14 protein-coding genes and 1 tRNA gene are annotated in these 16919 nt (G+C 31.7%); 4 read left to right on the plus strand and 11 right to left on the minus strand.

Going from position 1 to position 16919, the window contains the following annotated elements:
- Positions 1-152: 152 nt before the first annotated feature.
- From ABD816_RS18620 to ABD816_RS18650, 7 genes are all read right to left on the minus strand, one after another.
- The gene (locus ABD816_RS18620) at positions 153-443 is read right to left on the minus strand and encodes a YciI family protein (RefSeq protein ID WP_344929962.1); all 291 of its coding nucleotides are present in this window, start codon (positions 441-443) and stop codon (positions 153-155) included.
- Between the two features lie 100 nt (positions 444-543).
- The gene (locus ABD816_RS18625; protein ID WP_344929964.1) at positions 544-1011 is read right to left on the minus strand and encodes a GNAT family N-acetyltransferase; all 468 of its coding nucleotides are present in this window, start codon (positions 1009-1011) and stop codon (positions 544-546) included.
- Positions 1012-1051: 40 nt separating this feature from the next.
- Positions 1052-1765 (minus strand): helix-turn-helix domain-containing protein, encoded by a 714-nt coding sequence (locus ABD816_RS18630; RefSeq protein ID WP_344929965.1) that lies wholly within the window; start codon positions 1763-1765, stop codon positions 1052-1054.
- A gap of 212 nt (positions 1766-1977) precedes the next feature.
- Complete coding sequence (locus tag ABD816_RS18635) at positions 1978-2454, minus strand: hypothetical protein (RefSeq protein ID WP_344929966.1); 477 nt, start codon at positions 2452-2454, stop codon at positions 1978-1980.
- 184 nt (positions 2455-2638) lie between these two features.
- Positions 2639-3226: an RDD family protein gene (locus ABD816_RS18640; RefSeq protein WP_344929967.1), complete on the minus strand. Its 588-nt coding sequence runs from the start codon at positions 3224-3226 to the stop codon at positions 2639-2641.
- A 779-nt stretch (positions 3227-4005) separates the two neighbouring features.
- On the minus strand, positions 4006-4140 hold the full coding sequence (locus tag ABD816_RS18645; RefSeq protein ID WP_344929969.1) for a hypothetical protein: 135 nt from the start codon (positions 4138-4140) through the stop codon (positions 4006-4008).
- A gap of 7 nt (positions 4141-4147) precedes the next feature.
- The gene (locus ABD816_RS18650; protein ID WP_344929971.1) at positions 4148-4498 is read right to left on the minus strand and encodes a hypothetical protein; all 351 of its coding nucleotides are present in this window, start codon (positions 4496-4498) and stop codon (positions 4148-4150) included.
- 2390 nt (positions 4499-6888) lie between these two features.
- Here ABD816_RS18650 and ABD816_RS18655 point away from each other — a divergent pair.
- Genes ABD816_RS18655 through ABD816_RS18665 form a run of 3 tightly spaced genes read left to right on the plus strand, consistent with a single transcriptional unit; the run spans position 6889 to position 9687 of the window.
- Entirely contained in the window at positions 6889-8007 is a 1119-nt protein-coding gene (locus ABD816_RS18655) for a hypothetical protein (RefSeq protein WP_344929972.1), read from the plus strand.
- Positions 8008-8031: 24 nt separating this feature from the next.
- Positions 8032-8640, plus strand: a complete 609-nt coding sequence (locus tag ABD816_RS18660) for an SMI1/KNR4 family protein (RefSeq protein ID WP_344929974.1) — start codon at positions 8032-8034, stop codon at positions 8638-8640.
- A gap of 18 nt (positions 8641-8658) precedes the next feature.
- Positions 8659-9687 carry an SMI1/KNR4 family protein gene (locus ABD816_RS18665; protein ID WP_344929975.1) on the plus strand — a complete coding sequence of 343 codons (1029 nt, stop codon included), beginning with the start codon at positions 8659-8661 and terminating at the stop codon, positions 9685-9687.
- Positions 9688-9855: 168 nt separating this feature from the next.
- Here the strand turns inward: ABD816_RS18665 and ABD816_RS18670 are convergent.
- The 3 genes from ABD816_RS18670 to trxA form a co-directional block, all read right to left on the minus strand.
- A tRNA-Asp gene (locus ABD816_RS18670) sits at positions 9856-9929 on the minus strand.
- A gap of 85 nt (positions 9930-10014) precedes the next feature.
- A complete protein-coding gene (locus ABD816_RS18675) occupies positions 10015-10944 on the minus strand; it encodes a DUF58 domain-containing protein (protein WP_344929977.1) in 930 nt (309 codons plus the stop codon).
- A gap of 285 nt (positions 10945-11229) precedes the next feature.
- Positions 11230-11547: a thioredoxin gene (trxA, locus tag ABD816_RS18680; protein ID WP_344929978.1), complete on the minus strand. Its 318-nt coding sequence runs from the start codon at positions 11545-11547 to the stop codon at positions 11230-11232.
- A 394-nt stretch (positions 11548-11941) separates the two neighbouring features.
- Here trxA and ABD816_RS18685 point away from each other — a divergent pair, with 394 nt between their 5' ends.
- Positions 11942-12301 carry a hypothetical protein gene (locus ABD816_RS18685; RefSeq protein WP_344929980.1) on the plus strand — a complete coding sequence of 120 codons (360 nt, stop codon included), beginning with the start codon at positions 11942-11944 and terminating at the stop codon, positions 12299-12301.
- 116 nt (positions 12302-12417) lie between these two features.
- Here ABD816_RS18685 and dnaE read toward each other — a convergent pair whose 3' ends face one another.
- Complete coding sequence (gene dnaE / locus ABD816_RS18690; RefSeq protein WP_344929981.1) at positions 12418-16803, minus strand: DNA polymerase III subunit alpha; 4386 nt, start codon at positions 16801-16803, stop codon at positions 12418-12420.
- Positions 16804-16919: the final 116 nt, after the last annotated feature.

The raw sequence follows: 16919 nt of genomic DNA on the forward strand, positions 1-16919 counted from the left end.
GTAAGCGTTAGAAATTTTAGGATTTTAATGTTTAGCTACTATTTTTTAATGATAATTAATAAGAGATGAGCTATAAAAGCAGTTGAAACCGTTTACACTAAGGTTAAAAAATCGGAAAACTTTAAAATATATCTTAATGACTTTAATTGTACTTATTCTTCTAATAAGTATTTTAGTTCATGACAGGTTTTACCAGGTATAAATTCGGTCAATTCATAATTGGCTAATTCATTTATTCTAAAAGGGTCTTTATTAATAATTTTTTCCAATTCAGTTTTATCGCTAACTTTAGACACTATAATTCCTCCTGTTCTTGGAATTTTTCGTCCAGAAACGAGAAAGTTACCTAATTCATATTGCTCATTCAGAAACTCAATATGGTCGTTTAAAAACTGGTCAACTTTTTTTAATTCCGTTTTATAAGTCAGATTTATAATAAACATTTTTTACGCTATTTATTGTTTGTTTTCAATTTCGTTTTTAGTTCTGTTATGTATGCTGGTTGAGGTGCATAGTGTATATAAGTTAAAGATAGGATTTATGTTAAGTTAGTTTCTTCCAAAAGATTACTTTATCGTCATTTTTGTCATAAAATTCTGGAATTACGGCTTGTTTAATATAATTACATTTAATGTAAAATTCTCTTGTTAGTTCAAATTCTGGTTTTCCAGAGGTTTCTACAATAAGAATTCGATTTCCTTTTTCTCGTAAAAGATTTTCAATGTATTCCATCATTTGTTTTCCAATTCCTTTTGCTTGATTTTCTTTTTGTACTGCTATTGCATAGAGGTTATAAGTTCCTTCGGTCAATCTTTCTGGCGCACAATAACCAATTGAAATTGGTTTTCCTTGTTCTGTAGTTGTAAACCAAATATCCGTTGATGATTCCTTATTAAAATAATCACTTATCATATCATCGAGAAGATATGAAGGAAATAATTCACTCGAGTCAAGTACTTTTTTTAATTCAGGAATATCAGTTTTTTCTATGTTTCTAATTTGTCTGTTCATTTTCTCTATTTTGATGACAAAATTAAAGTTAGATAAACTATTAAGATTGTAAGATTCTGCTATTGTAAGCTTTTGAAGGACTTACACCTAAAACATTTTTGAACGAATTACTTAAATGAGCTTGGTCAAAAAATCCACTTTGAATAGAAACATCTGTTAAGTTGGTATTCTCACTTACATACAGATTTATTGCTTGTCGCAATTTATTCCAAACAAGATATTTCTTAATCGAAATTCCGATATGTTCTTTAAAAAGGTGAGAAAGTCTGCTATCAGACAAAAACACTTTTGAGGTCAATTCCGAAATGAGATTTTTGTATTCAATTTCATTTTGTTCCATAAATTTGATGCTCTCCGCAATTCTCTTGTCAGTTGGTGTTTCTAAATCCTTTGTATTTGCTAGATTTTTAATTTCTGCAATTAGTACATCTTTTAAAGAGAATTTAGTTTTTAAAAAAGCCCCGTTTTCAAATGTAATATTCTTGCTATTTAAGAAATTGGACAATAATAAGTTATGGCTTTCTATCATTAGTATTCTAAGGTTGCAGTCTAGAGAAACAACTTTATGTTTAATATTGCAGCCAATAATTGCGAAAACTAAATTTTCTACGATTTGCCCGTTTACTTCTAATGAAAAAGTTCCATTTATTGCATTTATAACTTCAACAACAGGGTGAGAATGATTCTCTGTATTCAACTCACTGAATACGAAGTTGTAAATCCCTTTTTTTATGTCAAAATCATGAATTTCCATATCTTAGATAAACTGACGTTAAATATATAGCAAGTAGTGCAGAAAGCAAGGGATTATTTTCGGTTTAGCTACAAGCCGAAAATTTTATGTTTTGTTTTACTTTTTCTCTTTTAATACCAGATTAAAAGATTTGGCAACTTAGTAAAAACTTCCAAATCATTATATTATCAAAGACTTGTTTTTTAATTCAGTTTTTTACTACTACATACTTTTTAGCGTCTTATTGGCCCTTGGTCAAATATTTCAAACTCAAAAATATCCGATTTTTCAAAATGGTAAACCTCCCTAAGAACGTCTAGCACAATTTCATAAGTCAGTTTCTGGTCATTTCCAAAATTCATAACATAGCAAGGAATTCCGTCAAATTCATAATATTTAAATTCATCTGATATTTTCAATTCTTTAAACTTTGTTAATTCTTCTTGCTCATTATCAAATGGTAGATTTATGGAGAAGTTAAATTCGTTAGTTGGTGTGGATATTTGCTCAATTAGTGCTCCGTGAACAATCTGTACTGTGACAACATTGTCCTTAGCTAGATTTATAAGGAAAGCGTGATTATTATTTTCAAATCGGTCTGCAGTAATTTTTAAAATGTTTTTTAATCCGCTATCCAATCTTTCAGTTTGGGATTTCGCTCCAATATTTATTCCTAAAGTAGCTAAAACTGTAAATAATATTTTTTTCATTGGTTTAGAAATGTTCGTTAAGTATAAGAAATGTAGTGAAGGTAATAGGAGATACTTTTGTAATTGGCGCTAAACCAAATATGAATATTTTGCTTTTATTATTTTCATAAACGTAAAATTTAAAAGTTGCCAACTTTCCAAATACACAACTAACATTTGAGTTGAGCAGAACAAAGTATTAGGATTACATAATGTTAGTATTCATATTATTGACTACAGTCGTTTTGCTGAATGTATCATGAAATTTCATTCCTTCTCTATTGAAGAAAAAAGTCAGAGGATCAAAAGGAATAAATCTGCAGAGAGTTCTATTAGCTATTTGACCCATATTGGGTTTTTCGCCCTTTAAATCTGTAACTTTTGTATTGGTAATAAACTTTCCAATAGTTTGTCCGAAAATGTTTTCTAAAACTATGTAATATCCAAAATACAATAGTAACACAAATTTGATAGGAGGTAATTCAGATTTCTCTGTAGAATATTTATTGAAAAAGTAGATAATACTAAAAATTATCAAAGAATCGACTACAAAATTTAACGCTCTCTTTGTTTTATTAGCTTGATTTTTGGCAATAGAGTCTATTTCCTTTTTTTCAACAACAAGTTTATCTTTATATTCCTCAAAATAATTTTGGTCAATATTTCTTGATTTAATTTCAGATGTTGCAGCTTCTATAGCACTTATTTGATATTTTTTCTTTTCAACGGTTACAATTTTAATCAACTCATCATCTGTCCTCTCGGACATTACTTTTCTAAATTCGTTTTCCATTTTTATATATGAATGCTAATGTTTAATATATGTGTCTTAGCAAAGGAATATGTTACTATGTAATCGACCTTTTTGCTAAGATTTAATAACTTTTTCTTCATAAAATCTTGGCTCCATAGCAAATATGCAAGAAACATCAAATCAATTATTAAACCTGTTATGACATATACTTGGTGTTTGGGATCGTTATTTTTTCAACTGTCTTTTTTTTATTATCGAAAAAATAAACACGATTAAGACGTGGGTCAATAGGCAAACTGCTAATTTAAAGAGGAACCCCAAACCATATTCGTCGTGTTCCCAAATTGATTTTAGATAAATTAACAACCCAACATATGCAATTATTAAAATTCCGTTAGCGATAGAAAATTTGTAAAACATCTTCCAGCCAGAAAGCATATAAATACTCACAATCCAAATAACAATCGGAAGAAGTATAATTAATAATAGTTCCATTTTATTCAGTCTTATTTTTGTTCGCTATATGGAAGAAAATAGTTCTTAGTTCTCTTTCTTTTGTCAACTCAAAATATCAGGTAAAGAACATAAACTCTTAGCTTCCTATGCATACTGTAAAAGGTTTTGATTATATCTTTTCCAAAGTCTACTAAGGTTTGACTAAGTTGTTATTCCGTCAATTTTCTTTTTTAATACAAGAATAAGCTCGTCCAAATTATTTACTGAAGTTTTCCAATCTCCCCAATTATTTTTTTATAGTTCTCTCTTTATTTAGAACATTTTAGCAGTCTAGTTAAGTTCAAATATATAATTTTATGCTGCTATTTCCATTTGAATTTTAATTGATACCAAAATGAATTCAATTCGTATCGAATTCCACCCGACTCCCAATTAACATCATACTTTTCGGTTCTATCATTCACATAAGGTGGAATTCCGATTTTCAGATGTAACATTGGGTCATTATTTTTTTACAGTTTCATAAAATTCTGATTCGAGTGAGGATTTCTGATAGTATTGAATTTCTATTATTGTTTTCTTTTTTTCGCTTTTATAGATGTATAAGTTTAAATCATACAAGTTTTCATAAATTACTTTTAATTCAGCTGTTATTTTTTCGAGTGATTTGAGTTCCTTTTTCTCATTCTCTTTTTTTCGTGCAATTCTATTCCAATTGTCTTGTTTTATCTCGGAAATAATATAGTAAATATTATTTGAGATTCTATTCCAACAAGAATGATGTGCCATTTCTAAAAGAGTAGAAGTAGCTTCTTTTAAATTAAGTTCGAGATTCTTTTTCGTAACTTTTTTCAAGATATTAATTATTACGTTTTATAAATATAAAGCACGAAAATATAGTTAAAAACAGAATTCCAATGGTTCCCCAAATTATCAAATTCAACCACATGCTAGTATTATGGATTCCTGGAGCAAATTTCTTTAATAAAGGTTCGGCTGAGAAAAACAATATAATTATCAAAATGATAAAAGCCAAAAAATGGAATCCTATGATTTTTCTACTTGTCAATGTTTAAGTTTTTATGTTGCCTAATGTTTGATGTAAGGATAGTTACGTAATTAAGCCACTAACTTAATAAAAAAAGTACCGCACTAAAGGAAAATCCGCAGGATTTTATGAGAAGGCTAGAATCAAGCAATTATTTCTTGGACATGTTGTTAGCTACAGTTTTATTTTATTAATTCGTTCGAATTAAATCTACAGAAAACCCTATTTAAGAGTATAGTCGAGATAAACATAGCAAATCAGTATTAAAGTCAGATTCCGATTTCTCATTAGTTGGTTTTTTTCAAACTTTCTAAATTGCTGAAGAATTTTAAAGTTACTTTATACCTAAAACATTATTTGTTTTAAGATTTCTAAAAAATCAAAATATTTGATCATTTTAAAAGGCACACTACTAAAGCTGTTCCAGTTGTACTAATAAAGATTGAACTTTGCCAGAAATAAACTTTATTTCCCCAAACGCTCAACCACTTTTTACCAAATGATTCTTTTACATAACCTTTCATACTTTTATAATAGAGAAAATTAATTATCAAGAAAACTGTAATTACTGTTATGATTATCCAAATTTTTTCCATTTCTCAAAATTTTAATGTTATGTTTTCAAATTGTTACCAACAGTTGTAAATGCCCAATCGGTATATTTCAGTTATGTCACTCACAAATCTAACGGATTTTTGATCAACTTAAAATTGTTTACAGCTACTTGTGTGTAGAGTTCTGTTGTTTTACTAGAACTATATCCTAATAAAGTTTATATCTAGAGCAAGTCTGTACTATTTTCTAAAAGATAAGTAACGAAACTGTGCCTAAGTATATGTGGAGTTATCCTTTTATGGATTCTTCCTCTTTGCTCTTCAAACAGGTATTCTATAGGTTTATCTATTTTACCAGGAATAGGAACGTCTAAATGTAAAGAATGTCATAAAAGAAAAGCATCTACTCTTTACCGGATAAAAACATACAATGCTAAAAATAAAAAAGAGCGTCTCCACGCTCTTTTTCTTCACACAAATCATCTTAATTTAGGGGCTTAATCTAAAATTAAAACTCAACTTTTAATTACTTTTATCTTGGGGTTTGATAAAAGCAATAACTAATTTTTCACTTTGTAAAGATACAGTTTAATTCTTAATCAGCAAACATTTTAATGCGTTTTGTCAAATAAAAATGTTTTTTAACAGTTTTAAATGTAATTTTATGATTATAAAGTAATCTTTTTCTTACTTTTTTGTGTAGATAATCAAAAAAAGCCTCTCCATTTTCAGGAAAAGCTTCTCATCGGTTTACTACTAAACCACTCCCACATAATGGGAGACAACACAACATTGTTTATTGCTAAAAAAAATTTCAATATCAATTGAAGATTTTTGCAATTTTACGGTCTGGACAGCATCCAAACGCTATGCTTTTAGGTTTTTTAAAACCTAATATTCGCTCAATTTCAAAATAACTTTTGGTCTGCAAATATATAATTAATAGAGTCTAATCCAACATAAATACCACTAAATTTTACGAAGAGAGTGCATCAATAAACGGACGCTGGTCTACAATAAAAGTACAATCATCGCTATAGATTTAAATAGTCTATGGTGCTAAGAAATGATGATCTTTTTTCTGATAGATCAATAGGTTTTAAGATAAATTATGTGAACGGATTTAACTCCATTCGTTACTATTCTTAACGTGTTATTTATCAAATATCTATTCTATTACTTTTTTAATCAGAAAGATAATGACTTTTGGTTTTGAGATACTATATAAATTAGATTCGTACTCATGTTTTTTGCTTGTTTTATAAAGCCTGAATATGGAAATATAAAAGGTGAAAAAGGAAATAACTCTGATTATGAGAGGATTTAAAATGTATATATGAGTATTTTTAGTATAAAATTTAAACGGTTTTTGATGAGGAAATAAATTTCCAACTGTTGGCTGGAGTATTATGTTTGCTCTTTTAAAGTAATTTCGTTTTAATTTTTTTGTGAGTACAGACAAAGCTATTTGAAAAAGAAAACCCCAAACTAATTATGAAAATAAATAAGAAATATGATTAAAAATAATTTAGATTACTTTTAATATTAACAATTAAAGTATACAATCAGACAAACTGATTGATATAAGCCCCAGTTGATATAGCATTTGATTATTCGAATGATTAAAATTGAATAGCATCACTATGAGTACACAAGAAATAGAACTTTCCTTAACAGGACACAATAGCCACAAAATTTCCATTCCGTTGGGTCAGGGAAGTTTATCTATAGGAACTATTGGAATGGATACAAAAAAATTTGATGTTTTGGTTGAGGAAAACCTGCCTATCAATTGGGATACTTTTAGTAGTGATCGGCCTCGCTTTTTTTATTACTATGGTAATGATCAGGGTTTTATCAAATGGACCGAAAAAAGAAAAACAGAAGATTTTACCTGGGTACCACAAGAAGATGTTTCAGTAGATTTTACAAATTCTCATATACGTAATCTAAGTATTCATTCTAACGATAAACATGTACAAATTAAGCTAGGAAAAAATACGTTAAGACTTTATTTGTCAGGAACTATTCAATATATCGATATTCAAAAAATCGAAAGAAACACTTCACTAATAATTTGTCCTACCGTTTCTGGTTATGAGAACTACACGTTACCCTTATTAAAAAATCTAAAAGATATTACCAATTTAGCTATCTCTATGAGTCCCGTTGGTCAAGCACTTGATTGCGAAAGTTTAGTACAGTTTAAAGCATTAAAAAGCTTGAGTTTACAAGGGAGTTTAACCAATCTGCATTTTTTAGAAAAGCTGGAAAAATTAGAAAAGCTGGCGCTACGATACGTCCCGGATTTAGAAAACCTCCCTGCACTACATACCTGGAAAAATTTAACTTCATTCATTGGTTGGAATATTGAAGAAACAAAGGGAAAAGTATTGCGAAGTGAATTAAAAAAAATAACTAAAGAAAGAACATTAGAACACGCCTCAGTATCACAACTCAAAAAAGCCATTTGGTTTACAACAGAATATGGAATTCCTTTTTCGGCTTGGCCGGATAAAGAAGCTAAAAAAGCAGTAAAAGTCTATAAGGCAACTCTTAAAATGCTAAAAAAATCCAAAACAGAAAAGGAAGTAAAAAGCTTATTAACTGACTTTACAAAAGTATTTAATGATTTCGCACAAATAGAAACTACCGAAAGAGAAGATATTGGTGAGGCCATTCATCAGCTAAGACAAGTTCCTGCCATAGATATCGATGAAGAACTAGCCAGCAAATGGTTTGACGAAGCAAGAGATTATTAGTTAAATAAAACACAGTAGTACAATATGTTGACCATAAAATCAAAATCAGATATCATCATCCCTTTTGAAAAAATGGGAGATGAAACATGGATAGAAAACACCAAATTGATCCTATTAGCTTTTGCAGGTAACTGGCAGAATAAATTGCCCGAACCCATTCCTGCTGAAGCGATAAGAATAGTAGAAAAAAGATTAGATACTACTTTACCTGTCAATTTGAAGTTATTTTATCAACATTTTGGAATTGCTAATATCTCAGAACAATTACAAGAATTGGATGATATTGGGTGGATACAAGATATATGGAAAGATCAGCCAGAATATGGACCTGATTTTTCTGTAGAAGATAAAAAACACCTCCCTTTTTTAATCTCATTTAGTGACTATTTAGGTAACGGAAACATGTTTTGTTTTCATAGCAAGACGAAAGAAATCTATTATTTTGACCACGATGAACAACCGTACCTAACCAAACTATTTGATGACGTTAGTGATTATATCAAAGGCTGTTTGATTTCTTGTCAGGAAGATTTATTTGATCAAGAAATAGGACAAAAAAAGGCAGAAGAGTGGTGTGAGGAAATTTTAAAGGACCTATTTAGTGAAGCTGTTATACAAAAGTGGAAATACTAAAACGAACTCTAAACTAAGATGCCAAAATCCATAGAACAATTTAAAAAAGAACTTTTTCAGGAAAGTGATGGAAACACATTCAGTAAACTCAAAGAAAAGTTAATCAAAACATATGGATCTTCTAACCGAGAAGAAGTCATTACCATATTGATAGAGTATTGTAAAAATGGACAACTATTGCATTGGCGCAACTTTTTGCTTTCGGATGTTCTAAAACTTGTTCAGGCAAATGAGTATAAATACGCTTCTTTTTTCGAATGGACTATCACACAATCTTCATTGATCTATTGGGGAATTGACGGACTTTTGAAAACAAAGGGAGAAAAAGCATACGATACTCTAATCCATGTATTGACAGATGAAAATATAGCATTGGCATCAAGAGCAAAAGCTATTAAAAGTATCTCTGTATATAGTAAACAAACTTTTGATAAGGCATTACCAGAAGATCCCGGGTACTGGAAGGCTAATGATTTTCGTATAGATGAAATACTTACCTGGCAAAACAATGGTTATCTAAATGGGAAAGGGTATGAAAAACCGACAGTACACGCATCGCTCAGGAACCCCAAAACATCCTTTGAAAAAATAGTAGCAGTACTCGACCAAACCCTAGAGAAACAGAGAAGCAATCATCAAGATGCATCTAATCCATCGGATTGGATGGTGATAGCCGATAAAGAGAAAATTGCTGAAATAGAGAAACACTGGAAATTACCCGATGAGTATCTTCTATTTCTGAAGAATTACTCACCACTCAAAGTCTTTATAAAAAATAATACCTTTCCCCAGGGATTGAGTCTTTATGGAGCTCAAAATTTGCTCAAAAAGCAGCATGGCTATGCATATAATCCCGTCAAAAAAGAAGTTCTAGCGAATTGGCCTGCGCATTTAGTTGTGATCGCAGATACAGATACAGACCCGTATTGTATAGATATAAACGACAGCAAAGGTACTATTTATACCAGTATGTATGGAACAGGTAGTTGGGAGTTTGATGTGTTTTCAGATTCTTTTGAAGATTTTTTAAAAGTGATAACAACTTAAAAATAGAAGGTGCTCTAGAAAGCTAAAGGACTCACATTTGGATCTGATTAAGATAAAGACCAATTGTCGGATTTATGCAACTATTCTAGTTAATCTAAGGAGGAAATTGCGTTTTTATGTAATTACAAAAAAAAGCCTCAATTTACATTGAAGCTTTTTGCAATTTAGCGGTCTGGACGGGACTCGAACCCGCGACCTTCGCCGTGACAGGGCGACATTCTAACCAGCTGAACTACCAGACCGTTGCGCATTGCGGATGCAAATATAAGCCTCATTTTCATATATGCAATAATTTTATGAAGTTATTTTATATAATTTTTATTAAAATTATACAAATTTCTGCCTTTCAACTAAATAGGTTGTAAGAATTGTATCAAAATCTTTAGTGATATCTGCTTCTACGTATTTTATCTTGTATTGAGAACATTTCATTTTTAATTCATAAAAATAATCAGCTACCGCTTTCTGATAGTTCTCTTTTATATTATCTGCATAAACATTGAGATGTTCACCCGTTTCTACATCAACAAAACGCGTAGGGCGATTATTAAATTCAAAATTAACTTCTTTGGTACTGTCAAAAGTATGAAAGAGCACTACATCATGTTTATTATGTTTAAGATGTCTAAGCGCCTCAAAAAGTTTGTCCGGCTCTGTTGTTGCCTGTAACATATCAGTAAATAAAAAAATGAGGGATCTACGATGAATTTTTTCTGCTATCAGATGCAAAAACGAATAGGTATCCGTGTTTTTTGTGTCTGGTGTCTCTGTAACTATATTACTTAAGGTGCTCAATAACATTTGGTGATGTCTTTCACTTCCTTTTTCTGGGGCATAATAATCATACGTATCACTGTAAATACTTAATCCAACGGCATCTCTTTGTTTTTTAAGAATACTCATCAAACATGCAGTTGCCAATGTAGAAAAACTAATTTTATTCAAAGATCCCAGGTGATGTTCTTTGATTTCAGGATAGTGCATAGATGATGAATTGTCTATAATAATATGACATCTTAGATTAGTTTCTTCTTCATATCTCTTGGTAAAAAGTTTATCTGTTTTAGCATATAGCTTCCAGTCAATATGTTTAGTACTTTCACCATTATTATACACCTTATGCTCGGCAAATTCTGCAGAAAATCCATGAAACGGGCTTTTGTGCATTCCAGAAATAAATCCTTCTACTACTTGTTTTGCAAGGAGTTCAAGATTAATGAATCCAGTAGTTTTGTTAGTTTCTTTTTGAATATCCATAAGGTGTTTTTCTAAAATGAACAAGCTAATGTCATTACTTCAAAGATAACTATTTCATTTTATCTGTTAGAGCCCGCTAAAAGTGAACTATTACAAAAGTAAAGGCGGATTTTCTAGAATTCATTTTTTTTGAGTAGTCACATTTGTAATTTTACATAAGGTATGTGTATGATTGATTGAATAATTTATTTGAAAAAATTAGCAAGTATGTAAACCGAGATGTTATAAACGTAAAAAGGTTTGACTCAGAGCCAAACCTTTTTATCAATATGCTATTTTAGTAGATTACAAAAGAGAGTCTATTGCTTCTGCGTATACATTTTTAGGCGATACACCTACTTGTCGTCCTACTACTTCTCCATTCTGAAAAACTAATACTGTAGGAATATTTCTAACACCGTACTTTGCAGCAAATTCTTGATTAGCATCCACATCTACCTTGCCCACAACGGCTTTTCCATCATATTCTTCACTGATTTGTTCTATGATAGGACCTACCATACGACAAGGACCACACCATGCAGCCCAAAAGTCAACAAGTACAGGTTTATCACTTTTTAGTACTACTTCGTCAAATGTAGCATCTGTTATTTCTAGTGCCATAATTATATATGTTTTAAATTCTTATTTAATTTGTTATTTGCGAAATTAGTCAATAATTCTGCCAAAGCTTACAGTCATAATATTTGTTTTAACTATAAGGATATTGAATTTTCTGATACCAAAATAAAATATTAATGTATGGTAACCTAGAACAATTGTTAATTTTAAGCAATAGATTTATAGGATACACTTAAAAAAATATGCTGAAAGAAAGCATTTATGTATAAAAATAAATAAAAGCTTCTTATTTAACGCATAGGCTAAGACGTTAAAAACACTCACTTTTCTTAACAAAAGGTGTCGTTTGTAGATAAAGTTTCAAAAAGTTGTTTTTAGCTCTTTAAGGATTTAAATTATAATTTAATTAACATTATATTTGTTTTTTTAAAATTTAATGAAAGAAACCAGACTTCCATATTGTGACCTTATTTTTAAAGAAACTCATGCTATTATTGTAATGAATGAAGGTTCAGAGATAACTGTTGCTATAGGTGAAGAAATTACTTCATCGTTAGAAGCACATTACAAAGGGCGAAATTTTGTATTTATTACCCATCGCAAATTTCCACACAAGATCGATTTAAAGGTGTATGAAGGTAGAATTCTTAAAAACATGATAGGGTATGCTATTGTTTCTGATGATCCGGCAGAGGTAAATAGGGCTGTAGAAGAACGTCCGTTATGGGATCAGGCTTTTACATTTTTTAGAGAACTGGAAGAGGCGGAAAATTGGGCGCGAAGTTTTTTTGATTAGATCTTAATAACGTTTTCTTGTGCCTAAAAAAATAAATAGATTTGTTTCACTATATAAATTTGTAACCCTTTCAGTAAAGACGATATTTATGTTACATACGTACTTTATGGATTATATTAATTCAATTTATAATACACTTCATCCTGTTCCAGTGCAACTAATAATTCCTGAGAAATATTGACCTTTTGTTTTCTGCTAGGCATATGTAGTTTTAATTTTTCTGCCATTTCAAAGATCACAAAATTAAGAGTATGATTTCCGGAGTGCTCTGTCAATAACTCTTTTAAAGTTTCAATTCTAGCGTCAGAAAGCGTATTGATATCTAATTGAATGGTTAATTTTCTGGCATACGTTTCCATTACATCGTGTAATAGTTGAAAACTGTTAAATTGAATTCTGGGATCTCCTTTTTTACCGGTATCTCTATTCATCCATCCTTCTTTAATAAAAGCTTTAGCGTATACGAATGTGCTTTGTACTAAAAATGGTCTGTGCTTTAAATAATCTTCTCCAAAAATTCTAAATTCATGCGCTGTTGTGTAATCCTCAATACTAAAAGTAGCCCAGCCTTTACCATTTTTAGAAGTACGATGTTCTACATTTGTAATCACGCCTCCAAATGAAATTTCACGATTCAAATTCTTTTCCAGTTCAACAAAATTGGAAAGTGTGCCATTACAGAAATATTTCATTTCATATTTAAAATCATCCAGAGGATGTCCAGAAAGATAAATCCCTACTACTTCTTTTTCTCTGGCAAGTTTTTCCATAGTTCCCCATTCTTCACAAGGAGGTACAATAGGTTCTGCAATCTGCACCTCACTAGCTTCTCCAAAGAGACTTACTTGAGAAGAATTTTCACTTTCCTGAAATTTAGAACCATATTTTACCGCTTTTTCTAAAAAGGTTATTCCATCACCTTCCTGATGAAAATATTGTCCTCTATGCGTTTCAGTAAAAGAATCAAAGCCACCTGCGAGCGCAAGGCTTTCAAAAGCTTTTTTGTTAGCTGCACGCAGATCAATACGTTTTGCCATATCAAAAATAGATCGATAAGGTCCATCTTCTTTTCTATTTTCTACTATGGTAGCAACTGCTCCTGTACCCACACCTTTTATGGCACCCATCCCAAAACGTACTGCACCTTCTTTGTTTACAGAAAATTTACGATAGGACTCATTAACATCCGGACCAAGTACATCTAGTTTCATACGTTTACACTCTTCCATAAAAAAGGTAACCTGTTTGATGTCATTCATATTATTGGAGAGAACGGCAGCCATATATTCTGCGGGATAATGAGCTTTTAGATACGCAGTTTGATAAGCAATCCATGCGTAGCATGTAGAATGTGATTTGTTAAACGCATAGGCTGCAAATGCTTCCCAATCTTTCCATATTTTTTCTAAACTTTCTTCTGCATGTCCATTTGCGGATGCTTGAGAAATGAATTTAGGCTTCATTTTATCCAGTACCGCTTTTTGTTTTTTACCCATGGCTTTACGTAAAACATCCGCTTCGCCTTTAGTAAAATTCGCTAATTTTTGTGACAATAGCATTACTTGCTCTTGATACACAGTGATTCCGTATGTTTCTTTTAGATATTCTTCGCAAGCTTCAAGATCATAGATAATTTCTTCTGTACCATGTTTTCTGTTAATAAAACTAGGAATGTATTCTAGAGGTCCTGGACGATATAAGGCATTCATTGCAATGAGATCGGCAAAAACTGTAGGTTTTAATTCCTTCATATATTTTTGCATCCCAGGAGATTCATACTGGAACACACCTACGGTTTCTCCTCGCTGGAATAGTGCATAGGTTTCTTCATCATCTAACGGAAAATTCTCAGGATCTAAATCAACATTATGCTTTGCTTTTACAATCTTAACCGTATCTTTTATTAAGGTCAGTGTTTTTAGTCCCAGAAAATCCATTTTTAATAATCCGGCATCTTCTACGACAGAGTTGTCGAATTGTGTACAATACATGTCAGAATCCTTTGCTAATGCAACGGGCACAAATTTGGTAATGTCATCTGGTGTAATAATAACCCCACAAGCATGTATCCCTGTGTTTCTTACAGAACCTTCCAGAACACGTGCCTGGTTTAGGGTTTCAGCTTCCAGATCATTACCCTCTGCTATTTTAAGAAGTTCATGTACTTTTTCTAGTTCGTCACTCCTGAATTTCTTCTTTAGTGTAGCCTCATCAATACCGAAAATTTTTCCAAGTTTGGACATATTCGGAATTAACTTGGCAATTCGATCTGAATCACCAAGCGGTAAATCCAGTACCCGGGCAGTATCCCGTATGGACGATTTAGCAGCCATCGTACCATATGTAATAATTTGTGCTACTTGATTAGCTCCATATTTTTCTATCACATAATCCATGACCCGGCTGCGGCCTTCATCGTCAAAATCAATATCAATATCAGGCATACTTACACGATCGGGATTCAGGAATCTCTCAAATAGTAAGTCATATTTTATGGGGTCGAGATTAGTAATCCATAAACAGTAAGCAACAACTGATCCTGCAGCAGATCCACGACCCGGACCTACAGAAACATCCATTGTTCTCGCAGCGCGAATAAAATCTTCTACGATAAGAAAATATCCCGGATATCCTGTTTTTTCGATTACTTTAAGTTCAAAATCCAGACGCTCATCGATTTCTGGAGTAATTTCTGTATATCTTTTTTTTGCGCCTTGATACGTAATATGTCTTAGGTATTTATTTTCTCCTCTTTTACCACCATCAATAGCATCTTCTGCGGATTGAAACTCTGCAGGGATATCAAAAGCAGGTAATAAAACATCTCTGGCTAATGTGAATGGTTCAATTTTATCTACAATTTCCTGTACATTCTCTATAGCTTCCGGAAGATCTTTGAATAAACTTTTCATCTCATCAGATGATTTAAAGTAGTACTCCTGATTAGGTAATCCATAGCGATATCCTCTTCCTCTTCCGATAGGGGTTGCTTGCTTTTCTCCATCTTTTACGCACAAAAGAATATCGTGTGCATTAGCATCTGCTTTTTCACAATAATATGTATTATTGGTAGCAACGGTTTTGATTTTATGTTTCTTAGCAAAATCAACTAGAACCGGATTTACTCTATTTTCATCCTCTTGATTATGGCGCATAAGTTCGATATAGAGATCATCGCCAAATTCCTGATGCCACCATAATAATGCTTCTTCAGCCTGTTTTTCCCCTATATTTAATACTTTACTAGGAACTTCGCCATAAAGATTTCCGGTGAGTACAATAATATCTTCTTTATACTGCTTGATTACATTTTTATCAATTCTGGGCACATAATAGAATCCATCTACAAAGCCTATAGAAGACATTTTTGCAAGATTGTGGTATCCGTTTTTGTTTTTAGCTAGTAATACAATTTGATATCCATTATCTTTTCTTGATTTATTGGTGTGATCTTCGCAGACAAAAAATTCGCAACCAACAATAGCTTTCATTTCTTTTGCAGTTGGTTCTTCTCCGTTTTCAATTGCTTCTTTATTGGCTGAGATTACTTTTTTATTGTGATTAGCAACTCCTTCTACAAAATGAAATGCGCCCATCATATTGGCGTGGTCTGTCATTGCTACAGCAGGCATCTTTTGAGTAGCGGCAACTTTTATTAAATCGGGGATACTTGTAGTGGATTGTAATACTGAAAATTGGGTGTGATTGTGTAAGTGTACAAAATCCAGTGCATCTAATGCTGCAAGATTTTTTTTAAGATCTTGTTGAGATATGTTGGCATCACCTTGATTCGCAAGTGCTTCTCTTATTTTTTGTGAAGCTTTCTTGAGATTAATATGTTTTAATCCTATTAACTGAATAGGTAAAGGATGTGTCTCTTTAAAATTCTGAAAATAATCCGGGTTAACATCTAATTCTTCTTTTGTGAAGACTTGTTTTCTGATTAATTCAAGGAAACATCGTGTGGTAGCTTCTACATCAGCTGTTGCATTATGTGCTTCGCCAAAAGCTACTCCAAAAAGATGCTGATGGAGTTCTGTTAAAGTGGGGAGTTTAAATTTTCCACCACGACCTCCTGGGATTTGACATAGTTTGGCTGTTGTTTCTGTACAGGTATCCAGTACGGGAAGTTCCTGAAGTTGATTTTCTATCCCTAATCGATAGAATTCTGATCCCATAATATTAACATCAAAGCCTACGTTTTGTCCTATTACAAACTTTGTTTTGGATAGTGCGATGTTAAATTTTTCCAGTACTTCTTCTAGTGTAATACCATCTTGTGCTGCCAATTCAGTAGAGATTCCATGAATTTTTTCAGCATCATAGGGTATATTAAAACCTTCTGGTTGTACCAGATAATCTTGATGCTCCAGGCAGTTTCCCATCTCATCGTGTAACTGCCATGCAATTTGTATACATCTGGGCCAATTATCCGTGTCACTTATTGGGGCGTCCCACCGTTTTGGTAATCCTGTGGTTTCTGTATCAAAGATTAAGTACATAGAGTGAGTCGTTTGAATAGAATATTAATGATTCTGGATAGTTGCAAAAATAAGAAAAATGAACACTGAATAACTGAAAAGTTATGTTCAGTTATTAACTAATAAAGCCGAAGGAT

Source organism: Aquimarina addita (genome assembly GCF_039539305.1).
Lineage (GTDB): Bacteria > Bacteroidota > Bacteroidia > Flavobacteriales > Flavobacteriaceae > Aquimarina > Aquimarina addita.